This is a genomic window from Acinetobacter johnsonii CIP 64.6 (genome assembly GCF_000368045.1).
GTDB classification, from domain to species: domain Bacteria; phylum Pseudomonadota; class Gammaproteobacteria; order Pseudomonadales; family Moraxellaceae; genus Acinetobacter; species Acinetobacter johnsonii.
In genome coordinates this window covers 14670-39456 of the sequence record NZ_KB849238.1, presented here as the reverse complement: position 1 = coordinate 39456, position 24787 = coordinate 14670, and the positions used below count along the sequence as shown (strand labels likewise).

At 42.4% G+C, this 24787-nt stretch carries 23 protein-coding genes; 13 read left to right on the top strand and 10 right to left on the bottom strand.

The features are described from left to right. The 5 genes from F986_RS17170 to F986_RS17150 all read right to left on the bottom strand — a co-directional run bounded on the left by F986_RS17170 (position 1) and on the right by F986_RS17150 (position 5825). On the bottom strand, positions 1–729 hold the full coding sequence (locus F986_RS17170; protein ID WP_004697659.1) for a fimbrial biogenesis chaperone: 729 nt from the start codon (positions 727–729) through the stop codon (positions 1–3). 89 nt (positions 730–818) lie between these two features. Then, positions 819–1310, bottom strand: coding sequence for a hypothetical protein (locus F986_RS17165; RefSeq protein WP_004697657.1), 492 nt, complete (start codon positions 1308–1310; stop codon positions 819–821). A gap of 1177 nt (positions 1311–2487) precedes the next feature. After that, positions 2488–3504 carry a ketol-acid reductoisomerase gene (gene ilvC, locus F986_RS17160; RefSeq protein ID WP_004697656.1) on the bottom strand — a complete coding sequence of 339 codons (1017 nt, stop codon included), beginning with the start codon at positions 3502–3504 and terminating at the stop codon, positions 2488–2490. Between the two features lie 105 nt (positions 3505–3609). After that, complete coding sequence (ilvN, locus tag F986_RS17155) at positions 3610–4101, bottom strand: acetolactate synthase small subunit (RefSeq protein WP_004697653.1); 492 nt, start codon at positions 4099–4101, stop codon at positions 3610–3612. Beyond that, positions 4098–5825, bottom strand: a complete 1728-nt coding sequence (locus F986_RS17150) for an acetolactate synthase 3 large subunit (protein ID WP_004697652.1) — start codon at positions 5823–5825, stop codon at positions 4098–4100. The genes ilvN and F986_RS17150 overlap by 4 nt, the downstream gene beginning before the upstream one ends. Positions 5826–6615: 790 nt before the next feature. Between F986_RS17150 and F986_RS17145 the strand changes: the two genes are divergently transcribed. The 7 genes from F986_RS17145 (at position 6616) to F986_RS17115 (ending at position 16264) form a co-directional block, all read left to right on the top strand. After that, positions 6616–6960, top strand: coding sequence for a DUF4124 domain-containing protein (locus F986_RS17145; RefSeq protein ID WP_406935412.1), 345 nt, complete (start codon positions 6616–6618; stop codon positions 6958–6960). Positions 6961–7094: 134 nt separating this feature from the next. After that, positions 7095–9716 (top strand): leucine--tRNA ligase, encoded by a 2622-nt coding sequence (gene leuS / locus F986_RS17140; protein WP_004697645.1) that lies wholly within the window; start codon positions 7095–7097, stop codon positions 9714–9716. Positions 9717–9886: 170 nt separating this feature from the next. Next, on the top strand, positions 9887–10396 hold the full coding sequence (locus F986_RS17135) for an LPS-assembly lipoprotein LptE (RefSeq protein ID WP_004697644.1): 510 nt from the start codon (positions 9887–9889) through the stop codon (positions 10394–10396). 12 nt (positions 10397–10408) lie between these two features. Continuing rightward, positions 10409–11398 (top strand): DNA polymerase III subunit delta, encoded by a 990-nt coding sequence (gene holA / locus F986_RS17130; protein WP_004697641.1) that lies wholly within the window; start codon positions 10409–10411, stop codon positions 11396–11398. Between the two features lie 115 nt (positions 11399–11513). Then, positions 11514–12848: a MacA family efflux pump subunit gene (locus F986_RS17125; RefSeq protein ID WP_004697640.1), complete on the top strand. Its 1335-nt coding sequence runs from the start codon at positions 11514–11516 to the stop codon at positions 12846–12848. Positions 12849–12850: 2 nt separating this feature from the next. Beyond that, on the top strand, positions 12851–14842 hold the full coding sequence (locus F986_RS17120; protein ID WP_004697639.1) for a MacB family efflux pump subunit: 1992 nt from the start codon (positions 12851–12853) through the stop codon (positions 14840–14842). A gap of 21 nt (positions 14843–14863) precedes the next feature. Continuing rightward, positions 14864–16264, top strand: coding sequence for an efflux transporter outer membrane subunit (locus F986_RS17115; protein ID WP_162182428.1), 1401 nt, complete (start codon positions 14864–14866; stop codon positions 16262–16264). A gap of 58 nt (positions 16265–16322) precedes the next feature. On the opposite strand, the gene F986_RS17110 is transcribed toward F986_RS17115, so the two are convergent. The 3 genes from F986_RS17110 to orn all read right to left on the bottom strand — a co-directional run bounded on the left by F986_RS17110 (position 16323) and on the right by orn (position 18718). After that, positions 16323–17126 (bottom strand): enoyl-ACP reductase FabI, encoded by an 804-nt coding sequence (locus F986_RS17110; RefSeq protein WP_004697637.1) that lies wholly within the window; start codon positions 17124–17126, stop codon positions 16323–16325. Between the two features lie 144 nt (positions 17127–17270). Then, positions 17271–18005, bottom strand: coding sequence for a Bax inhibitor-1/YccA family protein (locus F986_RS17105; RefSeq protein ID WP_004697636.1), 735 nt, complete (start codon positions 18003–18005; stop codon positions 17271–17273). Between the two features lie 158 nt (positions 18006–18163). After that, positions 18164–18718, bottom strand: a complete 555-nt coding sequence (gene orn, locus F986_RS17100) for an oligoribonuclease (protein ID WP_004697635.1) — start codon at positions 18716–18718, stop codon at positions 18164–18166. Between the two features lie 124 nt (positions 18719–18842). Between orn and rsgA the strand changes: the two genes are divergently transcribed. The 4 genes from rsgA to secB all read left to right on the top strand — a co-directional run bounded on the left by rsgA (position 18843) and on the right by secB (position 21157). Beyond that, the gene (rsgA, locus tag F986_RS17095; RefSeq protein ID WP_004697634.1) at positions 18843–19901 is read left to right on the top strand and encodes a ribosome small subunit-dependent GTPase A; all 1059 of its coding nucleotides are present in this window, start codon (positions 18843–18845) and stop codon (positions 19899–19901) included. A 97-nt stretch (positions 19902–19998) separates the two neighbouring features. Continuing rightward, on the top strand, positions 19999–20406 hold the full coding sequence (locus F986_RS17090; protein WP_004697633.1) for a rhodanese-like domain-containing protein: 408 nt from the start codon (positions 19999–20001) through the stop codon (positions 20404–20406). A gap of 19 nt (positions 20407–20425) precedes the next feature. Continuing rightward, the gene (gene grxC, locus F986_RS17085; protein ID WP_004697632.1) at positions 20426–20680 is read left to right on the top strand and encodes a glutaredoxin 3; all 255 of its coding nucleotides are present in this window, start codon (positions 20426–20428) and stop codon (positions 20678–20680) included. A gap of 27 nt (positions 20681–20707) precedes the next feature. Further along, positions 20708–21157, top strand: coding sequence for a protein-export chaperone SecB (gene secB / locus F986_RS17080; protein ID WP_004697631.1), 450 nt, complete (start codon positions 20708–20710; stop codon positions 21155–21157). 60 nt (positions 21158–21217) lie between these two features. On the opposite strand, the gene F986_RS17075 is transcribed toward secB, so the two are convergent. Together F986_RS17075 and coaBC are read right to left on the bottom strand one after the other, a co-directional pair. Continuing rightward, on the bottom strand, positions 21218–21607 hold the full coding sequence (locus F986_RS17075; protein WP_004697630.1) for a cytochrome b562: 390 nt from the start codon (positions 21605–21607) through the stop codon (positions 21218–21220). A gap of 77 nt (positions 21608–21684) precedes the next feature. Further along, positions 21685–22959: a bifunctional phosphopantothenoylcysteine decarboxylase/phosphopantothenate--cysteine ligase CoaBC gene (gene coaBC, locus F986_RS17070; protein ID WP_004697629.1), complete on the bottom strand. Its 1275-nt coding sequence runs from the start codon at positions 22957–22959 to the stop codon at positions 21685–21687. A 111-nt stretch (positions 22960–23070) separates the two neighbouring features. On the opposite strand from coaBC, the gene radC reads away from it, so the two are divergent. Continuing rightward, positions 23071–23763, top strand: coding sequence for a RadC family protein (gene radC, locus F986_RS17065; protein WP_004697628.1), 693 nt, complete (start codon positions 23071–23073; stop codon positions 23761–23763). A gap of 75 nt (positions 23764–23838) precedes the next feature. Beyond that, a complete protein-coding gene (locus F986_RS17060; protein WP_004697627.1) occupies positions 23839–24750 on the top strand; it encodes a bestrophin family protein in 912 nt (303 codons plus the stop codon). Positions 24751–24787: the final 37 nt, after the last annotated feature.

The window sequence follows — 24787 nt, the reverse complement described above, 5'->3', positions numbered from 1 at the left end:
CTACTCAACTAAATTAAACTCCAAGGGGGTATCTCCCTTATCAGTCTCTACTACAATTTTATAATTATTCGCACCGAGTATTGGTGCATTTCCTAAATCGTAATGATTTTTTCCCAGAGCCAAGAGGTACTTCATATCTGCTGATTCCGCAACCACCTTTTTATTTTTATCCATAACATAAAGTTTTTGGATTTGAATATGCGATTTTGCTAGATTTTCAACATTTATAATGGTACGACCATTTTGCTTTCTAGCAATAAATTTTAAGTAAGCAGGTTCTTGTTTACCAACAAAAAAAGGGACATTCAAGCTAAGCAATAGTGCAATTTTAGATTCATCATTTGTAACCTGCGGTAGTTCTGTAAAGATAATACGCCAAGTTTCTTCTTGGCTTAAATTCATACTTTCTACTGATTGTGTAAAACCGACCCGGACCATTTGTTTTGAATTTGGTTTTAAAATAAAGTTCTTCGGGTTAATGATGATATTGGATACGGGAGAGTATATATCTTCTCCATTCTCACCCTGTGTCCACTTAACAGCTTGTGCTTCAAATATACGCGGAGACTCATCACCCCCCTTAGACTCTAGTGTAAAAGTTGAACTCCGTTGCTTCGATTTATCAGTTAAATACAACTGCACTGGGCTAATCGAAATACCAGCATATAGTTGAGTATTGAAAAGGAAAGCAACTAAACTTAGTGATAATGCTTTAATAGACAGTTTCATACCACCCCCTAATATTTATATTTTTTTATAATTCTTCGAACAAGAAGAAGTTGACCCTATCTACGTAGAATCAACTTCTGAGTATACAATTAGTAAGTTACTTTAATAAATAGCGTATCTTTATAAGTACCAGCACGTTGAGTACCAGAAATGGCTGTTTTTGGCGAAACATTAACAACAAAGTTATCCGTATTCATACCTGTTACAGGTGTTGAACCGATTGGGTAGCTTGTACCCCCTTTCGTCGTTTTAACTGTTGTATAGACTTTGTCTGTAGTGGTCGCATGTTTAACAAAAGTATCTGCGCTTGTACCAGCATTAAGCGTAGACAAATTCAAATTATATGGCGTGTTTGTCACCACAGTGAAACCACTTGACCCAGTATAACTTTCTTCAACCAGTTTAATATCTTTACCCACTTTCAACTCGCACGCTTTAAGAATCTCTAACTCAATATCGATTTCACCTTCACATGGTGCACCGCCACATTGTTTAGATTCCTTTTTTGGTGCTGCATAAATTGCTGTTGAACTCACACCAAATACAACTGCAATCAATGATGCTTGAATTAACTTATTCATAGCCATTCTCCGAGATGTTTATTATTAAAACTAGATTAGTTGTTATGATTACGCTTAAACAAAACTGGGCCTTTATGGACTACCAAGCTTTTCTTAAGTGTGTTTTTATTCTAGTTGTTCTGTATAAAAAACCATCTATGCAGCCTTTTTCACTCAAATAGAGACCCAACTTTAAAACCTCAAAAAAGTAAAATTAAAATAATGTTTTTATTTATATTTTATTTATTCATTAACTTTGTAAATCCCTAAAAATAGTTACACTACTTTCAGTGATACACAATTTTAGTGCTTTTTTATATTTTAAATAAATCTCTGTTTTATCTTAGAAATTTTCAATATTTCAAATTTACATTTAATTACATATTTGAGTGAATAATTTCTTAACCCGCTAAAAAATCCATTTTTCATCTTTTTTTTACTTTATATTTCTACCAATCTTTCAATTCAGGTCGATCATCTTGCTAAAATCCAAAGTTTATTCACATGCTATTTACCCAGTTTTAGGGATTGAACAATATGACTAAAATCACACAATCAAGCCTTAAATTTACACGACACACTATTTTAGAAATCTAAATCTCACACTAAAAACTCAAACGTAAGCATAAGTACACTTTTTGAGAGTTGCATTTATTGCAATAAAGCCCATGGATACGTTATTAATCCAATAGTTTTTTGACAATATATGCTGCTCATATATCTAGCACTGAAATGGAATTCTCGCTGACTCCATATAACGATTTTGAACACGGGTAAGATCAACTTATAGCTGTGTAGCAATATCCATATCAGCATCCCATTTATACTCACAGCTTTTTAGTCAATAACTTTTCCCTACATAACAAATTAGTAGTAGATTAATAAAAAACCCTACCGAAGCAGGGTTTTATTACTTAAAATAAGCTAGATCAGAAACTTAGTTCTTTTCTTTATCTACAATCTTGTTCGCTTGAATCTAAGGTACGAAAAAAAAAGGGAAAGCATTGCTTTCCCTTTTTAAAAGGCACGTAACGTAACCTTAGTTCTTTTCTTTATCGACGATCTTGTTTGCTTGAATCCAAAGTACGAAAAAGATGAAAGCACTGCTTTCATCTTTTTGAGGCACGTAACAATAAAAATAGAAAAAACCTACTCAAATAGAGTGGGTTTTCGCATTCAAATCAATTGATTCGAGAAATTAATTCTTCTCTTTATCAACGATTTTGTTCGCTTGAATCCACGGCATCATTGCACGAAGTTTATTACCTGTTACTTCAATGCCATGCGCTGCGTTTTGACGACGACGAGCAGTCATTGATGGGTAGTTCAACGCACCTTCGTTAATAAACATCTTCGCGTATTCACCAGATTGGATACGTTTAAGTGCATTGCGCATCGCTTCACGAGACTGTTCGTTGATGACTTCAACTCCAGTTACGTATTCACCATATTCAGCGTTGTTAGACACTGAATAGTTCATGTCCGCGATACCACCTTCAAACATCAAGTCAACGATTAACTTAAGTTCGTGTAAGCATTCGAAGTAAGCCATTTCAGGTGCATAACCTGCTTCTACCAAAGTTTCGAAGCCCATTTTCACAAGTTCTACCGCACCACCACAAAGAACTGCTTGCTCACCGAACAAGTCAGTTTCAGTTTCTTCACGGAATGAAGTCTCGATAATACCTGTACGGCCACCACCTACACCAGAAGCATAAGAAAGTGCTACGTTGCGTGCATTACCAGACGCATCTTGATGAATCGCGATTAAGTCAGGAACACCTGAACCACGTTGGTATTCAGAACGTACTGTATGACCTGGTGCTTTTGGTGCAACCATGATTACATCAAGATCAGCACGTGGAACAACTTGGTTATAAAGAACAGAGAAACCGTGAGCAAATGCTAACGTTGCACCTTCTTTGATATTTGGCTCGATCACGTCACGATAAAGTTGTGATTGGAACTCATCTGGAGTCAAGATCATGACAACGTCAGCTTGAGCAACTGCAGCAGGAACTTCAGCAACTTTAAGACCTGAATTTTCAGCTTTTTTCCAAGAAGTAGAACCAGCGCGTAAGCCAACAGTTACGTCTACACCAGAATCTTTAAGGTTAAGCGCGTGTGCGTGGCCTTGTGAACCGTAACCAATGATCGCTACTTTCTTAGATTGGATGATAGATAAGTCGCAGTCTTTATCGTAAAAAATTTGCATTGCTGTCTCCGCTAAAATGCTTGGTATTCTGTAATTCCATCAAGGGGTTTATTGTTTGATGAAATCCTCCTCTTTCTCAAAAGGAGGTTGAATCGTGTTAATTAATTAAATGGTTAAAACTTTTTCGCCACGCGCGATGCCTGAAACACCTGAGCGTACAACTTCCAGGATGGTGTTTTCTGCTAACGCATCAATAAAACCATCAATTTTTTCAGTCGTACCCGCGATTTGAATGGTATACGTCGTTGGGGTGACATCAACAATTTGCGCACGGAAAATGTCCGCAGTTCGTTTAATTTCAGCACGTGCCGAGCCAAGTGATTTGACTTTAATCAACATCAACTCACGCTCAATGTGCGCACCTTCAGACAGGTCAACCACTTTCACCACTTCAACCAATTTGTTGAGCTGTTTGGTGATTTGTTCAATTTTATGGTCATCGCCATAAGTCGTTAATGTCAAACGAGATAAGGTCGGATCTTCGGTTGGTGCAACGTTTAAGGTTTCAATGTTATAACCACGTTGAGAAAATAAACCCACCAAACGAGAAAGCGCACCAGCTTCGTTTTCTACAAGTACAGAGATAATGTGTCTCATGACGTGCGCTCCCCTTTACCTAACCACATATCTTGCATTGACTGACCTGCAATAAGCATTGGATAAACATGCTCTGTACGGTCAACCATCACATTAATAAATACACATTTATCATTGATCGCCATTGCTTCAGCAAGCTTCGACTCTAGCTCATCCGCATGGTCAATTTGAATACCAACATGACCATATGCTTCCATCAATTTAGGGAAGTCAGGCAATGAATCGATATAAGAACTTGAGTGACGTCCTTCATAGTTCATATCTTGCCACTGCTTCACCATCCCTAGAGCTTGGTTATTCAAGCAGAGGATTTTTACGTTTAGGCCATATTGCTTACACGTCGAAAGCTCTTGGATACACATCTGAATCGATGCTTCACCTGTGATACACACCACTTGTTGGTCAGGGAAAGCCAATTTCGCCGCCATCGCATAGGGTAAACCTACACCCATGGTGCCTAAGCCACCCGAGTTAATCCATTGGCGTGGACGTTTATACTTATAATAGTTCGCACCAAACATTTGATGCTGACCTACGTCAGAAGTAATGATCGCATCACCATTGGTGATTTTATCCAACGCTTCCACCACTTGTTGTGGTTTCATTACGCCGTTTGCACCAGACTCATAACGCATACCATGAACTTTACGCCATTCATTAATTTGCGCCCACCAAGCAGCCATGTCTTCAGGATTTGGTTTAGACACATTCATTTGTTTCAACTGTGTCAGCATTTCTTGAAGGACAGGTTCTACCGCACCCACGATCGGGATATGCGCCATGATGGTTTTTGAAATCGTCGCAGGGTCGATATCAATATGAATCACTTTGGCATTTGGACAGAATTTTGCTGGATTATTGGTCACACGGTCATCGAAACGCGCACCGATACACAAAATCACATCAGCATTGTGCATGGTCATATTGGCTTCATAGGTACCATGCATACCCAACATGCCAATAAACTGCGGATCATTGCCTGGAAATGCACCAAGCCCCATCAAGGTATTGGTGACTGGGAAGCCCAAAATGTGCGCCAGTTCAGTTAACTGTGTAGAAGCATTACCTTGAACCACGCCACCGCCTGAATAAATCACAGGACGTTTAGCATGAATCAGCTCTTCAATCGCTTTACGAATTTGACCTGAGTGACCACGATGCGGCGGTTGATACGAACGCATCTTCACTTTTTCTGGGTATTCGTAAGCAAATTTCTCAGCAGGATTGGTTGCATCTTTTGGAATATCGACCACAACTGGACCTGGACGACCAGAAGCAGCAATATAAAATGCCTTCTTAATAATCGAAGGAATTTCGCTGGCATGGCGCACTTGGAAACTATGTTTTACGATCGGACGAGAAATACCGACCATATCTGTTTCTTGAAATGCATCTTCACCAATTAAATGTGACGCAACCTGACCTGACAAAATCACCATTGGGATTGAGTCCATATAAGCCGTTGCAATTGGAGTCACAGTATTGGTTGCACCCGGACCTGAAGTCACGAGGACCACACCCGTCTTACCTGTTACGCGTGAGTAAGCATCTGCCATATGACCAGCAGCTTGTTCATGGCGCACGAGGTAATGATTGATTTTGTCTTGTTGAAAGAACGCGTCGTAGATATGTAAAACTGCGCCGCCTGGATATCCAAATACATGTTCAACGCCTTCGTCCGCCAATGCGCGAACGAGCATTTCACCACCAGATAAAAGTTCCAACGTGATTCACCCTAATCTTTATCACTGCAATGGTGGAAGGCACCAGCAGTGTTTCATTCATTGATTGTCTGCACTGTTATAGCACACATATTTCTTAGTTTTCATAGCAATAGGAAAAAATTCTGATCTGTATGCTGTTTGAGCAATATGAGATCTAAAACGTGTTGGGATAAACACATTTTTTTACTTTGTTCACGGTCTCGGCTAGAAAGCGTGTCCATTGCATGAAATGACACTTTATCGAAGGGTGATCGAGTAAAGGCATATAAAACTAAAGACAGCATTTTTAGGAGTTTCCTGACTAAAGTCAAGTTTAAAAATTAGCTTTTTTTTGTTTATTTACAGAGCGTTTGTTTTTTATTCATCGCGAACAAAGAAAACTGAGTCGCTTTTTCTCGGTTTTTTAGTGCAAAAACAAATAGATTTCTATTTCACTGAATTTATTAATAAAAAAACATAATAAAACCTATAAATAAGTTTAATAAGATATTCACTTAAATTTAAATCCAACATCTATCTCAGATTTTTTCAGTTTTAAATATAGATCAGCATTTGCTCATCAGGTTTTAACACAACTTTCTTATTTTGATACTTTGTCATAACACATATTTCACGCGTTAGACTGAGGATTTGACCTGCAAAATATTTCAAAAAACTCAGATGAAAAACACATCAAACACTGCTTATTGCTCTAAAATTGGCATAAAATAACGACCACGATAAACCCGATAAAATCCAATGATTACGGATATAAAAAGGACAATGGTAGATGAGTATTCAGTTTGCAAAAATGGCAGCATGTTTGGTGGGGATGGGGATTGCAATGGGCAGTACACAAAGCTTTGCCAAGACGTATTATAAGTGGGTTGATAGCCAAGGCTCGACACATTACACCACGACACCTCCACCCAAAACAGCAAAGAAAAAAGGCAAAGTCGATACCTATGGTTGGAAAAATTCGCCACCAGCTGCTTCACCGGAAGCACCTCCACCTGCCAATATGCCAAATACCGTACCAGCTCCCCCCAATGCTGTACCAAGTGCTGCCCCAGCACCAGCGGTTGATTTAGAAAATCAACGACGTGAAGCGAATGAAGCACTTCAACAAGGCCAACAAGTCCGCCCTGCGGTTTAATCATTCCGTACGGTTCCAGATTTATTTTCAGCTTGTTTAATTTCCTGCACAAAACATAGCGCAAAATTCACTTTTAGGTGCATTTTGCGCTATGCTGTGCAACAAACTTTTTAACCATTGTTCTACATACGTATATGACTACTCACATTGACCCTGAATATCAAGCGAGCGCGATTGAACCTACCGTCCAACACGACTGGGAAGCTCGTAAAGCCTTTAAAGTTGCCGACTCTGTAGAAGGTCCACGTCGTTATATCCTCTCGATGTTCCCTTATCCAAGTGGCAAACTGCATATGGGTCATGTGCGTAACTACACTATTGGTGATGTCATCAGCCGTTTCCACCGTCTCAAAGGGGAAACTGTCCTGCAACCTATGGGTTGGGATGCTTTTGGTTTACCTGCTGAAAACGCTGCGATTGCACACCAAGTTGCACCTGCGAAATGGACCTTTGAAAACATCGCATATATGCGTGACCAATTAAAAAAATTAGGTCTATCAGTCGATTGGGATCGTGAATTTGCAACGTGTACCCCTGAGTACTACCGCTGGGAACAGTGGTTGTTCGTGCAACTTTATAAAAAAGGCCTTATTTACCGTAAACTTTCAACAGTAAACTGGGATCCTGTGGATCAGACGGTACTGGCCAATGAACAAGTTGAAAATGGTCGTGGCTGGCGCTCAGGTGCATTGGTTGAAAAACGTGATATTCCAATGTACTACTTCCGCATCACCGACTATGCACAAGAATTATTAGACGATTTAGATACCTTAAAAGACGGTTGGCCACAGCAAGTCTTGACCATGCAACGCAACTGGATTGGTCGTTCACAAGGGATGGATATTACCTTCCCTTCTGCAAATCCTGACGTATATGCAGATGGCTTAACAGTATTTACAACACGTGCTGACACCTTAATGGGTGTGACTTATGTTGCTGTTGCAGCAGAACATCCAATGGCGCTGAAAGCTGCGGAAAATAATGCTGAACTTAAAGCATTTATTGAAGAATGCCGTATGGGTTCTGTGGCTGAAGCTGACCTTGCCACTGCTGAAAAGAAAGGCATGGCAACAGGTCTGTCTGTAAAGCATCCTGTCACTGGCGAAGCAGTTCCTGTTTGGATTGCCAACTACGTGTTGATGTCTTATGGCTCTGGCGCAGTGATGGCTGTACCTGCACACGACGAACGTGATTTTGAATTTGCCAATAAATATGGCTTAACCATTAAACAAGTGATTGATGCTCAAGGTGCAGACGATGCAGACTTTGATGCTGCACAATGGCAAGAATGGTACGGCTCTAAAGAGGGTAAATTGGTCAATTCTGCTGAATTTGACGGTTTAGACTTTCAAGCAGCTTATGATGCGTTCCTTGCGAAATTAGAACCAACAACTCTTGCAAGCACCAAAGTTCAGTTCCGTTTACGTGACTGGGGTGTATCGCGTCAGCGTTATTGGGGTTGTCCAATTCCAATGATCAACTGTGAAAAATGTGGTCAGGTTCCTGTACCTGAAGAGCAACTTCCAGTGGTCTTACCGACTGATGTCGTACCTGATGGCTCGGGTAACCCATTGAACAAGATGCCTGAGTTTTATCAAACCACTTGCCCAAGCTGTGGTGGTGATGCGCGTCGTGAAACTGATACTTTAGATACCTTTGTAGAGTCATCTTGGTACTATGCACGTTATGCATCTCCTGATTTTACTGATGGTTTAGTTAAGCCTGAAGCTGCTCAAACATGGCTTCCTGTAAACCAATACATCGGTGGTGTTGAACACGCGATTCTGCACTTACTTTATGCACGCTTCTTCCACAAATTGATGCGTGATGAAGGTGTAGTACAAGGCAATGAACCATTTACCAACCTGTTAACTCAGGGTATGGTTTTGGCAGACACTTATTACCGTGAAGCTGAATCAGGCAAGAAAACTTGGTTTAACCCCGCGGATATCGACCTCGAACGTGATGAAAAAGGTCGTATTCTGTCTGCGAAATACCAAGGTGATGGTCAGGACGTGATTGTGGGCGGACAAGAGAAAATGTCGAAATCGAAAAATAACGGTATCGACCCGCAAGCTATTATTGATCAGTACGGTGCAGATACAGCACGTGTATTCATGATGTTTGCTGCTCCACCAGATCAATCTCTTGAATGGTCTGATGCAGGTGTGGAAGGCGCAAACCGTTTCTTGAAACGTGTATGGCGTTTGGTTGCAAGTTTCCTTGAAAAAGGTAATGCAGCCTCTGCAATTGATACTGCTCAACTGTCTACAGAAGCACAAGACTTACGTCGTAAAACGCATGAAACCATTCAAAAAGTGGGTGATGACATCGAACGCCGCCATGCCTTTAACACGGCTATTGCAGCGATGATGGAACTGTTAAATGCGAACAACAAGTTTGAAGCGAAAAATGATAACGATATTGCGGTTGCTCGTGAATCGATTACGACGCTTTTAACTTTACTTGCGCCATTTGCACCACATTTAAGCCAAACTTTATTGGCTGAATTTGGACTGGACTTAACCAGCGTGTTGTTCCCGACTGTAGACGAATCTGCACTCACACGTAATACGCAAACGATTGTGGTTCAAGTGAATGGTAAACTACGTGGCAAACTAGAAGTGTCTGTAGATACATCGAAAGATGAATTGCTTGCACTGGCTAAAGCATTGCCAGAAGTTCAACAATTCTTGACAGGTCCAACCAAGAAAGAAATTGTTGTGCCAAATAAATTAGTGAATTTGGTGGTTTAATTCAATCTCCCCTAACCCCTCTTTATTAAAGAGGGGAACTCCTCCCTTTTCAAAGGGAGGGATTTCTAAACAAAACCCAAACAAAGCCCGTTGCTAGTCAACGGGCTTTGCACATACAATCACGACATATTATTTTTCTTTTATCAAAAAGAGCAAACAGAGGACAACACATGCATTTAGGCAAACGTTTGGCAGCTATTGTTTTAACTTGTGGCCTAAGTGCTGGCTTGGTCGGGTGTGGCTTTCATTTAAAAGGCACCAATCCAAGCGCAACACCGATTGCTTATTCAAAAATGAATTTGGTGCTTCCGAAAAACACCGATGAACTGCATGAAAAATTGGCAATTTATTTGGGTGCGTCGGGTGTACAGCTGAGCAATGGTTCAGATGCCTATGTGCTTCGCGTGCTAGATTATAAACCGCAGCGTTTAGAGTTGAACGGTAAACTGATTGAAGTATTACTACGCCTCAATGTCACCTTCCGTATCGAAGATGCGCAAGGCCGTCCACTGACCGAACCACGCACCGTAGTTGCATCACGTAGTTATCAATACAACGTTGAAACCGTCAATACCGATGACCAAGAGAAAAACTATTTGAATCAAGTCATCGTGGATGATGTCGCGCAGCAAATTGTGCGTCAGATTTCATCGAACCGTCTACCACCTGCACAGCAGTAAGGTTTATTAACAATGAAACTTGACTATTTGCAAGCCTTAAAACGTGTCGATGAAGCTCGCGGCGCGTGGATTATGCAAGGTCAAGAACCATTGCTTGAGCAAAATTTACTGGATGCCTTTCGAGCAAGTTGGCAAAAGCAAGAAATTGAACGACAACGGCATGACATCAACAATGTCAATGACTGGAAAAATGTCTTTAATGCACTCAACAGCTTGTCCTTATTTTCAAGTCAGCTTGCCATTGAAGTTCATGGCAATATTAAGCCCGATGCTAACGCTTTAAAGTTGCTAAAAAGCTATATCCAAAGCAATGAACAGAACTTGCTTTTGGTGGTGATGCCAAAACAGGACAGCGCCAGCCTAAAAACGGGCTTTTTCCAAACGGTTGAGGCCAATGGAGTGCATGTTGCCCTGACCGCGAATTATCCGCGTGACCGTCAGCAGATTTTAAGCATTGAAGCAGATAAGCTTGGGGTTAAACTGAGTCAGGATGCATGGCAGTGGTTAGAACAACACCATGAACACAACTTACTCGCAGCTAAAAATAGCTTAATGCGTGTCAGCGACACCTTTGCCGAGATTGAGCTGATTCAGATTGATCATTTACATGCCTGCTTACAAGACCAGTCCCGCTATAGTACTTTCGATTTGAGTGACGCTCTACTCGAAGGCAATCTGGCGCAATCGATTAAAATTTACCAATACCTGATTGCCTCAGGTGAACCCCTCAGTCTGATTTTGTGGAGTATCAGTAAAGAAATGCGTTTACTCATGCAACTGTTTGAGCAACCGCAAAATGCACTACAACTGGGGATTTGGAAGAATAAAGTCAGCGTCTATCAAGACGCCTTACGTCGACTGAACCCACAGTGCTTTTTAACGTGGCCCAATCTCCTGCTTCGCATTGATGCTTCGATTAAAGGTTTGGGGCATGAAAATGCTGAACATGTCGTGATGCAAGCCATTGCAACGCTGTGTGGAAAGTCACTCTTTCCGGCTTAAATTACCGCCACAGGTCTTTTAAAAATAATAATCATTCCTATTTGTTCAAAAAATTCACGATTTATCCGTATTTCGCTTTTATACTATCTGCAATTCTGTTTACTCCCTGATTCCAATGCAAAAAATAAAAGCTGTCAAAATGGTTATCGCGGTACTGTGTGTTGCCGTACTTGCTTATGTCGCGTGGAAATATTTCAAACCAAAACAAGAACAACCACAGTATATTAGCGAATCGGTCACTCGTGGTGATCTTGAAAATACGGTATTGGCGACAGGTACTTTAGATGCAACCAAACTAGTGAGTGTTGGCGCACAGGTCTCAGGTCAAGTACAGAAAATGTATGTGCAACTGGGTGATGAAGTTAAACAAGGCCAATTGATTGCGCAGATTGATTCAACCACCCAAGAAAACAGCTTCAAAACAGCAGAAGCCAATATTAAAAATTTGCAAGCACAGCGTCTACAACAAGAAGCCAGTCTTAATGAGGCGCAACTGGCATATAAACGTCAACAACAAATGTATGCACAAGATGCTACATCAAAAGCAGAATTAGAATCGGCTGAGGCCAGCTATAAAACAGCGCAAGCACAGATTAAAGCGATTGATGCACAGATTGAATCTGCAAAGGTGACTAAGTCGACCGCACAAACCAATATCGGTTATACCCGCATTGTGGCACCGACTGATGGTACTGTGGTAGCGATCGTGACTGAAGAAGGTCAAACGGTAAACGCCAATCAAAGTGCCCCGACCATTGTTAAAATTGCAAAATTGCAAAACATGACCATTAAGGCGCAGGTCAGCGAAGCGGACATCATGAAAGTTGAAAAAGGCCAACAGGTGTATTTCACCACTTTAGGTGATGACAGCAAGCGTTATGCCAGCCTACGTCAAGTTGAGCCTGCACCAGACTCGATTAGCGATGAAAGTACCACCAGCACATCAACCAGCACCGCAATTTACTACAATGCTCTATTTGATGTACCCAACCATGATGGCAAGCTACGTATTGATATGACTGCACAAGTCTACATCGTGCTCGATTCTGCAAAAAATGCGTTATTAGTCCCTTCTTCTGCAATTTCAACTCGTCCTGCAAATGCAAAGCGTAACAGTGGTTCAAATACGCAAGCTGCGTCATCGACACAAAGCAAATCGGACTCAGACCGACCTCAAGGCCCACGTCTTGAACGTCTAAATTTAAATGCAGCACAACAACAATTGGTCAAAGAAGGTAAAGCTACGCTGAGCGTAGTTCGTGTCTTACAAGCGGACGGCTCAGCTCAACCCAAACAAATTTTGGTGGGTATCAATAACCGCGTCAATGCACAAGTGCTTGCAGGCTTAAAAGAAGGTGATCAAGTGGTGATTGCAGACAGTTCGGAGAACTCTGCCGCTTCTGCCAATAGCAGCAACCGCCGTCGTAATAGTCCACCGATGGGAATGTAAGCATGACCAAAAAAGCCTTGCTTGAAGTCAGCAATTTGGTGCGAGAGTTTCCAGCTGGCGAAAGTACTGTCCAAATTCTCAAAGGCATTGATCTGACCATTTACGAAGGTGAATTGGTTGCCATTGTCGGCCAGTCGGGTTCAGGTAAATCGACCCTGATGAATATTTTGGGTTGTCTCGACCGCCCAACCTCAGGAAGTTATCAGGTCAATGGTCGCGAAACTGGTAAACTGGAACCGGATCAGTTGGCTGAATTACGTCGTGAGTATTTTGGTTTTATTTTCCAGCGTTACCACCTTTTAGGCGACTTAACCGCAGAAGGTAATGTTGAAGTCCCTGCGGTTTATGCAGGGGCAACACCATATGCTCGTAAACAACGTGCCACTGCTTTACTGACAGAATTGGGACTGGGCAATAAAACTCAAAACCGACCAAGTCAACTATCTGGCGGGCAGCAACAACGTGTCTCGATTGCACGTGCGTTGATGAATGGCGGTGATGTCATTCTCGCTGACGAACCGACAGGTGCCCTAGACTCGCATAGTGGCGTGGAAGTGATGCGGATTTTGCGTGAGCTGAATGCCGCGGGTCATACCATTATTTTGGTCACCCACGATATGCAAGTGGCGAAAAATGCCTCACGGATTATCGAGATCAGTGATGGGCAAATCATTGCAGACCGTGTCAATCAACCTGAGCATGACACTGAACTACACAGCGACCCTGATGCAGAAACTGCGATTTCTGCCCAGCAAGAAAAAAATAAAAGTGTTTCCGCATGGCGTTCTCTGCTAGACCGTTTAGGTGAAGCCTTCCGTATGGCACTTTTGTCCATGAATGCACACCGCATGCGAACCTTTTTGACCATGCTCGGCATTATTATCGGGATTGCCTCTGTCGTGACAGTAGTGGCTTTAGGAAATGGATCACAACAACAGATTTTAAGTAACATCAGTAGTTTAGGAACCAATACCATTACGGTGTTCCAAGGTCGTGGTTTTGGTGACAACTCCAAAACGGCTAACTTTAAAACTCTTGTTCCTGCTGATGCTGAAGCGCTCGCCACCCAACCGTATGTGAGTGCGGTCAGTCCCATGGTGAGTTCATCCAAAACCATTCGCTATCAACAAAGTGAAGCCAATGCCACCATTAATGGTGTCGGTGGCGATTATTTCACAGTGAAAGGCCTGACCTTCAAAAATGGACAAACCTTTGACCAGCGAAGTGTCCGCGACCGTACTCAAGACGTGGTCATTGACACCAACACACAAAAACAGTTTTTTAGTGATGGTAGCAGTCCGATTGGGCAGGTCGTACTTTTAGGAAGTGTCCCTGCACGAATTATTGGTGTAGTCGAACCACAAACCAGTGCCATGGGTTCCGATGATACTTTGAATGTCTATATGCCCTATACCACGGTCATGAGTCGTATGCTCGGTCAAAGTAATGTGCGCAATATCGTGGTGCAAATCAACGATAAGTACTCCACTAGCGCGGCTGAAAACGCAATTGTGAACTTGCTCACCTTGCGCCATGGTCAACAAGATGTGTTCACCATGAACAGTGACAGTATTCGCCAAACCATTGAAAAGACCACCAGTACCATGACTCTGTTGGTTTCTGCAATTGCCGTGATTTCTTTGGTGGTGGGCGGTATTGGTGTAATGAATATTATGTTGGTTTCAGTCACCGAACGGACGCAAGAAATTGGGGTTCGGATGGCGGTGGGTGCGCGTCAAAGTGATATTTTGCAGCAGTTCCTGATTGAAGCCATTTTAGTCTGCCTGATTGGTGGGGTGTTAGGCGTGTTGCTCTCGCTGGGTCTAGGACAAATCATTCAAAAATTTGCTGGAGATAATTTCGGGATTGCTTACTCAACCACCTCGATTATCGCCGCATTTGTATGCTCGACTTTAATTGGTGTGGTGTTTGGTTTCTTGCCTGCAAAAAATGCAGCCAAACTCGACCCTGTTGCAGCACTTGCTAGAGAATAAGGAAAAAATATGCCTTTTTTAATAACGCGCCTTTGTACCACAATGTTGCTTGGCAGCACGTTGGTTGGTTGTGCAGCTGTGGTTAAAACGCCTTATCAAGCACCAGCAGTACAAACACCATCTCAGTTTCAGTACGACAAAGCAACATCACAACAACGTCAACAAGCCCTGTATGCCGATCAATGGTGGGCGTTATTTGGCGATACACAGCTTAATCAACTGGTCGATGCCGTACTAATAAAAAATGCCGATTTGGCCGTTGCAGGGATGACTTTAAAGCAAGCGCGTTTACAAGCAGAACTGGCTGAGAATCAGCAAAAGCCACGGGTGAGTTCAAGTACAGGTTTATCTACTGGACATAGTTTTAATTTAAATGATGGAAATGATACATCAAGCGGATTATCTGCTAAAACAGGACTCAGTTATGAAGTCGATTTATTTGGTAAATTGGCCCGCCAAACTGAAGCAAAAAGATGGGAAGCACTGGCAACTGAGCAAGATTTACAAGCCACTGCTCAAAGCTTAATTGGCACCACGGCGAAATTATATTGGCAGTTGGCCTATTATAATGAAAGTCGTACAACTGCCGAGCAAAGCCTTGCGACCTCACAAAAACTCTACGATCTGGTTAAAGTTCAGTATCAAGCTGGTGCTGTATCAGGACTGGACTTAACTCAAGCTGAACAGTCAGTACAAAGTCAAAAAGCCAGTCTGAGTCAAATTCAGCAAAGTTTGGTCGAGACCCGTACCGCAATTGCCGTGTTACTGCATATGCCTGTACAGCAGTTGAGTATTGATGAACCTCAGCGTTTACCACGCTTAGCTTTGCCAAGTATCGCAGCGGGCTTACCTGCCGACATTTTGTCGCGCCGTCCAGACTTAAAAGCGGCTGAGCTGCGTTTACGTGAGAGTTTAGCGACCAAAGATGCCACCACGGCGAGCTATTATCCTTCGATCAGTTTGACTGGGAATCTTGGTTCAAGCAGTACCTCACTAACGCAATTGCTCAAGAACCCAGCTCTAACCTTAGGCGCAAGTTTAAGTCTACCGTTCTTGCAATATAACGACATGAAACGTGACCTTGCGATTAGTCAATTGGACTATGAAAAAGCCATCGTACAATATCGTCAAACCTTGTACCAAGCCTTTGCCGATGTGGAAAATGCCCTGTCTGCGCGAACTGAGTTGAGCCAACAAGTACAATTGCAACAGCGGAATTTGGAACTTGCTGAGAAAGTGGAACGGTTGACCCAAGTGCGTTATCGCTATGGTGCTGTGGCTTTAAAAACCTTGTTGGATCAACAAGAAACCACGCGCACTGCGCGCTTAACGTTGGTCAATACCAAACAAAGCCAATACAACGCCTATGTGACGTTAATGCAAGCACTCGGTGGTAGCCCGATTCAACAGCTTCCTAAATAAAAAGCAGCATAAAAAAAACGGCACATCATGTGCCGTTTTTTACATTTCAACTGAGAAATTAGTCATCGAGCATCAAGTCTGGGCTCATCCCCACAGTATTGAAACCTGCATCGACATACATGATTTCACCCGTAATACCATTTGCCCAAGGTGAGCAAAGGAATAATGCAGCATTACCCACATCTTCAATGGTCACATTACGTTTAAGTGGTGAAATTTTTTCGTTTACGTCTAACATTTTGCGGAACGATTTAATACCTGATGCCGCCAAAGTACGGATTGGGCCTGCTGAAATCGCATTCACACGAATCCCTTCTGCACCTAAGCTTGAAGCCAAATAACGTACACCCGCTTCTAATGATGCCTTCGCCATACCCATCACGTTGTAGTTTGGCATCACACGCTCAGAACCTTGGTAAGTCAAGGTCAACAAGCACCCTTGACGAACTAAAAGTAATGGCTTCGCAGCACGCGCCATAGCAATAAAGCTATATGCACTGATGTCATGTGCCACTTTAAAACCATCACGATCCGTTACATCGGTAAAGTCACCATCCAATGTATGCGCAGGCGCAAAACCAATCGAATGCACCACACCGTCTAAACCATCCCAATGTTTTGCCAATTCAACAAAAGTTTGTTCAATTTCAGCATCGACAGCCACATCACATGGTAGAACAATCGTTGAGCCAAATTGTGCTGCAAATTCATCTACACGTTTTTTCAGTTTTTCATTTGGATAGGTAAACGCAAGTTCCGCACCTTCACGGTGAAGTGCTTGAGCAATACCAAATGCGATTGATAATTTACTTGCAATACCCGCTACTAAAAAACGCTTTCCAGCCAATAGTCCTTGTGCCATGTGACTCTCACTCAAAATAATTTATCTGCATAATGCCAAGTTTAAGTTGAAACCGAAATTGCATAATGCGCCTTTTTTCAATTCATCAACATTCAATAACAAATACGCCCCAATGAAGGGGCGTATTTGTTAAAACTAACGAGATTAGTCGTCGCCACGCAGCATACTGAGTAGACGTAGGAATGAATAGTACATCCACACCAAAGTTGCTAGTAGCGCAATACCACACAGCCACTCCATCGCTTTCGGAGCGTGTTGTGCCGCAGCACTTTCAATCAAATCAAAATCTAGAATTAAGTTCAGTGATGCAATCACTGCAACAAAAGCGGCAAAACCTAGACCTAATAAGTTGTTTTCAAATAAAAATGGAATGCTTGAACCAAAAGCCAAACGCATAACCATCTGCACCACAAACACAATCGCGATGGCAATCGATGCTGACATCACTACCGATTTGAATTTTTCAGTGGCACGAATAATTTGAAAACGATACAAACCAAACATCACCAAAGTGGTGACAAAAGTTGCCAAGAGCGCTTGTAAAGGTACACCCGGATATTTCAATTGGAAAATAACCGAGACCCCACCTAAAAAAGCACCTTCAAACAAGGCATATGGAATGGCAAGGGTACGTGCGGTATTTGGTTTAAAAGTTGCAATCAGGCCTAAAATTAGACCACCAATCGCACCGACTAAGGTTGCAGCATAGGCCAGCGAAATATTTAAGGTCATGAAACAGTATAAAAACAGTGCCATACCGACCACAGCTGCAATCACTGTAAGTAATACAGATTTCTGAATAGCACCTTGAACAGTCATTGGTTGACTATAGTCCGCATGTGTTTCCACGCGGTTCAAAATAGGGTTATTACTTTGCATAACTCAACTCTTTGTTATAATTTAATTAATTTACTTTATCATAAAGCTTGTTTTAAACTTGTATAGCAAAAAAGTGTTTCTTTTTTCCACACAAACACCCTCAGCTCTATTCTATTCGATTTCAATAAAAAAGAGGCTAGCGCCTCTTTCTTTACTACTTATTTATTCATAATAAAAAAGTATTCACGATAATACTTCAGTTCCGCAATCGAATCACGAATGTCATCCATCGCTAAATGTGAAGCATTCTTTTTCAAGCCACTCATAATTTCTGGACGCCAGCGTTTAGCCAACTCTTTTACCGAAGACACGTCTAAATTACGGTAGTGGAAATACTGTTCCATTTCAGGCATTAAACGGTGTAAAAAACGGCGGTCTTGGCAGATTGAATTGCCACACATTGGTGAGCTTTTTGGATTGACCCATTTCTTTAGAAATTCTAAAGTTTGCTGCTCAGCATCTTGCGCAGTCAATTTACTGCGACGTACACGTTCAATTAAGCCTGATTGACCATGTTGGCGAGTGTTCCACTCATCCATTGCATTTAGCACACGGTCTGGCTGATGAACAGCAAGCACAGGCCCTTCAGCTAAAATATTTAAGTTATCATCTGTCACAATTGTAGCAACTTCAATAATTTGGTCATTATCAGTATCGAGACCTGTCATTTCAAGGTCAATCCAAATCAAACGCGTATCAGCGGTGCTGCTCATAAATGTGCAATCTTATTCGGCTTAAAAACGATGATAGTAGCAAATTAATTGCTTCGATGCTGTAACTGATACCCTGCTTCGTGCTATTTTTGCCATCTTGAATTCATGGTTTTTTAGGATATGAATGGCTTTAATTCGTAAACGTCGTTTAACTGAACAGCAACAACGTCGCATTCAGAAACAACAGCAAACACGTCAAGAAGATATCGACACTTCAAATGATTTAGAAGGCTTGGTGGTACAACACTATGGCCGTCAGCTTGAAGTGCAAGCCCTTACGACTCCAGATCCACATCCCATCAAACCGACGGTACAAGCAGGTGAACCTGAACCGTTTTGGAAACCGATTGAACTCGGCAGTATCTGGCGCTGTCATACACGCACCAACCTCGAACTTCTGGTCACAGGTGATCGTGTCAAATGGCAAGCCGACCCAAATACGGGGCTCGGGATCATCAATGCCATACAGCCACGTCAGTCGCTACTGACTCGTCCAGACCGTTATCATAAAGTAAAACCTGTCGCGGCCAATATCAGCCTGATTGTGATTGTGTTTGCGCCACTGCCTGAGCCTGCACCAGGTCTAATTGACCGTTATTTGGTGGCCTGTGCCGATGCCAACATTCCAGCACTTTTGGTGCTGAACAAAACCGATTTGCTCAAAGACAATGATCCGATTTTAGCGTTGATTGCGGAATATCAAGCCTTAGGCTATGAAGTGATGCAAACCCAAGCCGATGGTGATTTAACCGCACTGACCCAGCGTTTAAAAAATGAAACTGTGGCCTTTGTCGGTCAGTCTGGCGTTGGTAAAAGTACGCTGATTAATGCCATCGTGCCTGACGCTGCACAAAAAACCAATGTGATTTCTGAAAACTCAGCCTTAGGTCAGCACACCACGACCTCTACCCGTTTGATTGGTTTTGGCGAAGGCGCCTCGCTGATTGACTCACCGGGAATTCGTGAGTTTGGTTTATGGCACTTAGATTCCGACAAAGTGCAACGTGGCTTTCCTGAAATTGAAAACTTGTTGGGCTACTGTCAGTTCCGTAACTGCACCCATAAACATGAAAAACAATGCGCTTTACGCTTAGCTGCGGCAAATGGTGAAATTTTAACGCGCCGTTTAGACAGCTATTTACGTCTGATTGATGAAATTGCTGAAGCTCAGCAAAAAAATTAATTTTTATTCAACCTTAGCCCTTGAAGCGGTGATTTTGATCACCATATTTTATAAGCTATACTCTCTAGCAATTTTTGAATTGTAATTTAGGTGACTTGTGGAACGTTGGTTCGAGTTTATGGGGAATCACCCCTTCTTATTTGGAACACTTGCGGTATTGGTTGTTTTGTTTTTCGTACTTGAAGGACAACGCAATGGTCGCAAAATTTCACCACAATCTTTAGGTATTTTAGTGAAAGCTAAAAATGCCATGTTGATTGACTTACGTGATGCCAAAGATTTCCGTGAAGGTCATATCAGTGGAAGTCGCAACATTCCCTACAGCCAAATTACAAAACATGCTGAAGAGTTAAAAGCTGCAGATCGACCACTCGTGTTCATCTGTAATTTAGGCCAAGTGGCAGGTACTGCTTTACAACAAGTTGCACATACTGACAGCTATCGTTTAGATGGCGGGATTAGCAACTGGAAGGCTCAAGGCTTACCACTGGTTAAAGCTAAATAATTTGCACAAGGAGAAACTCATGGCTCAAGTCACTATTTACTCAACGACTGTATGTCCATATTGCGTTCGCGCAAAGCAGCTCCTTGAGCGTAAAGGCGTTGAATATAAAGAAATTAATTTATCTAAAGAAGCGCCAGAAGTCCGCATTGAATTGATGCAACGCACCAATCACCGTACGGTTCCACAAATTTTTATTGATGACCAATTTATTGGTGGCTTTGATCAACTTTATGCTTTAGAGCGTGAAGGCAAACTCGACCAACTATTGGCATAATTAGCTCAGCATATTAAGGATTAGAAAATGAGTGAAGCTCAACCACAACTTGCTTTAGAACGTATTTACACAAAAGATATTTCTTTTGAAGTCCCTGGGGCGCAAGTTTTTACCAAAGAGTGGCAACCAGAGTTGAACATCAACTTGTCATCTTCTGCTGAAAAAGTTGATCCAACTCACTACGAAGTTTCACTTAAAGTGGTTGTACAAGCAAACAATGCAGGCGACACGGCATTTATTGTCGATGTTACTCAAGCGGGTATTTTCCTTGTAGATGGTGTTGAAGAAGAACGTCTTCCATATATCTTAGGTGCATATTGCCCGAACATCTTGTTCCCGTTCCTTCGTGAAGCGGTGAATGATATGGTAACTAAAGGCAGTTTCCCACAATTGTTGCTTACACCAATTAACTTTGATGCTGAGTTCGAAGCAAATATGCAGCGTGCTCAAGCAGCCGCTGTTGAAGGTCAAGCTTAAAACTTTAAGCCCTTCAAACATAAAAAAGACCGCTTTTGCGGTCTTTTTTATTGTACTGAATTATTTAAATGCTTTATGGCCTTGCTGCTTAATGGCCTCAAACTTGGCTGAACTTTGTTTAGCTTCCGCAAGTTTCCCTGCCTGTACCAAATGTTGAGCATGTTCAATTTCTTGGGTTAATGCATCAAACTTTTGTTCATATTGTTTCACTTTAACACTGTCTTTTGGTTGTTTCACCAAAGTATCAGGCTTGTTTTGCTTGGCAGTTGCCGCGGCTTTTTGCATTTCAGTTAATGCGGTATTCGCCTCTGTGGCAGTCTTGGCTTGAGCAAAAGCTTTTGAGTTTTTCGCCAAAGATTTCATCGCACCTTCTAGCACTTCCGACGCTTGTGCAAGTCCTGCCAAACATAAACCACTGCTCAACAGCACAACCTTTAATAATGTTTTCATTCTTATTCCTATGAGTTTGCAAAAAAAATGCAGCCTAAGGCTGCATTGAATATCGCAAAAATTAAGACCGATGTAAATTAAAAATCATCATCACTTTCAGGGTCTCGATGTAAAGCATCGTGAATCGCTTCAACCAACTGCAAAGCAATTTCTTGTTTCGACGCTTTTTCCAAATCGCGCTTGTCCATTTTATAGCTTTCTGCAAAAAAGACCGTCATCGCATTTTCATCAGACGCAAAACCAATATCAGGACGTGACACATCATTACAGGCAATCATATCGAGCTTTTTCGCCACCAATTTACCTGCGGCATATTCCTCGACATTGCGTGTTTCTGCTGCGAAACCCACCATGAACGGGCGTTTATCTTGCTGTGCAATGGTCGCCACAATATCAGGGTTTTTGATTAAGGAAACATTGAGCTCATCCCCAGCTTTCTTAATCTTATGTTCTGCGACTTCTGCAACACGATAGTCCGCAACAGCGGCAGTCGCGATAAACACATCACAGCCTTCATCTAACATTTGCATGCTGGTATCCAGCATTTTCATGGCAGATGAAACATTGATTCGGCGTACACCGTTCGGTGTGTCTAAGCTGACAGGACCTGCAATTAAAGTCACTTTGGCTCCTGCCGCATAACATGCAGCAGCAATGGCAAAACCCATTTTTCCGGTACTGTGGTTGGAAATATAACGCACAGGATCAATCGCTTCACGCGTTGGCCCAGCAGTAATGGTGACTTTTTTACCCGCCAACATCCCAAATTTTTCAGCCATGGCACGCTGCGCTTTATGGAAGTATTCTGTCACTTGATGGGCCAAATCCTCAGGCTCAGGCATACGGCCTAAACCGACATCACCACAAGCTTGCGCACCCGCATCTGGCATGATCACATGCACGCCATCCTCCACCAAAGTCGCTAAATTACGCTGCGTCGCTTTTGCTGCCCACATTTGTTGGTTCATGGCTGGTGCGACCCATACAGGGGCTTTGGTGGCTAAATATAAAGTAGAAAGCAGGTCATCGGCTAAACCCGCAGCAAACTTTGCAATGGTGTTGCAACTGGCAGGCGCAACCAAGAGTAAGTCTGCCCAACGTGCTAGCTCAATATGCCCCATGCCCGCTTCGGCTTCAGGGTTGAGAAGTTCTGTATGGACGGGGTTGCCCGACAAAGCTTGAAAAGTTAGCGGCGTAATAAAAGCCTGTGCACCTTCGGTCATCACCACACGGACTTGAAAACCCGCATCTTTTAAACGGCGAACCAAAATGGCACTTTTATAGGCAGCAATACCACCCGTAACAGCTAAAAGGATATTTTTATTTGGAATTACACTGAGATCAAAGCTCACGAACAGGCTACCTTTCTGTTGCAGTGGCGCTCACAATAGCATTAAATAGTCTCGTACCCAATCATCGATTGGGCCCTGTTTCTCAGATTAAGAATAAAAAAGTATTAAATAATGCACTTATCCATAAAAAAATGGCCCGAACAAGAGCGGCCACGTGAACGCTTATTACAACAAGGACCAGCCAGCCTCTCCGATGCAGAACTGCTGGCTATTTTCATCCGCTCGGGTTCAACACAACATTCTGCAGTCGAATTGGCACGTCTTTTGTTGCAACATTTTGGTAGTCTGAATGCGGTTTTTGATGCTGAACTGCCCGAGCTCAGCCAATTTCACGGCATTGGCCCGACCAAGTATTCACAATTAATGGCCGTCAAAGAATTGGGGCGACGCTACAGTAGCCAGCAGCTCAAGCAACACAAGTTGGAACTCAATCATTCAGCTCAACTGCTCAAATTTTTACAGTATGAGTTTTCAGGCGAAAACCAAGAAGTCTTTGCGGTGCTCTGCTTGGATGCACATTTAAGAAAAATAAACTTTAAAAAATTGTTCTTTGGTGCAGTAAATTCTTGTGAAATTTCGATCAATCAATTGCTACGTTATTGTATTGCTCAACATGCTACCTTTATCGTGATTGCCCATAATCATCCACTTGGGAAAGCTCAGCCCTCCACGGCGGACATCGAACTGACCGAGCGCATTCTTCAAGCCAGTCAGCTCGTGGATATTCAACTGATTGATCATTTCATTTTATCGCCCGAAGGTGCTTTTTCTTTTGCTGAACACAGCCTGATCCAATCCGTTTAAATATGCAGACAAATGATTGACAAATACCGCGACAAATATGAAGATCAAGCAAAATTTTAAAAGAATTCTAATCACATGATTGTGCGTGATCAGCCAAGTATTTTTAAGGTGCTTTTTTCATGGCGTGGCACCATTCTTCCCAAAGTTTTACCCCCTTTGGGTGTGGTCATGTTGGTCTCTGCCATTATTGGCATTTTGTCCTATGTCGGCTATTTCCACTTCCCTGAACTGCCCTTGGTCGGCTTCACCCTCATTGGGGTGGTACTTTCTATTTTCCTCGGCTTTAAAAATAGTGCCTGCTATGACCGTTGGTGGGAAGCGCGAAAGTTATGGGGCATTTTAATTGCTAACTCGCGTCACTTTGACCGTGACTGTCGTATCTTGACCCAAGGTCGTCGTGAACGTGTAATTCAACATGTGATTGTCTTTGCCAATGTCTTACGTGACCGTTTACGCCATCAAACAGCCAATCCAACAGAATTGGTGCAGACCAGTGGCTTAAGTCAAAATGCGCTGACTCAACTGTATCAACAAGCCAATGCCCCGCAGTATACGCTCAGCTTGATTCAATGGGAGTTGATGCAGGCATTAAAAGAAGGTGAAATTAGTGACATTGTCTATGCGCAGTTGAACCAGCACGTTGCTGACTTGAGTGTGGTGCAAACTGGTTGTGACCGTATTGCGACAACGCCGCTACCTTTTGCGTACTCGGTATTACTCAATCGTACGGTGTATTTTTTCTGTCTCATTTTACCGTTTAGCTTGGGTTCAACTTTGGGTATTTTCACCCCACTATTAGTTGGTGTGTTAGCCTATACTTTCTTAGGACTCGATGCTTTGAGCTCGGAAATTGAAGAACCTTTCGGAACGCAAAGTAATGACTTGCCGCTGGACTCGATGGTACGTACCATCGAAATTGAACTGCTTGGCACTTTAGGTAAACCGACTCCCCCTCCCATTCAAGCACAAGACAATAATCTACTCTAATCGAGCGCACGCTTACCTTCTCTTAGGCTAGATAGCT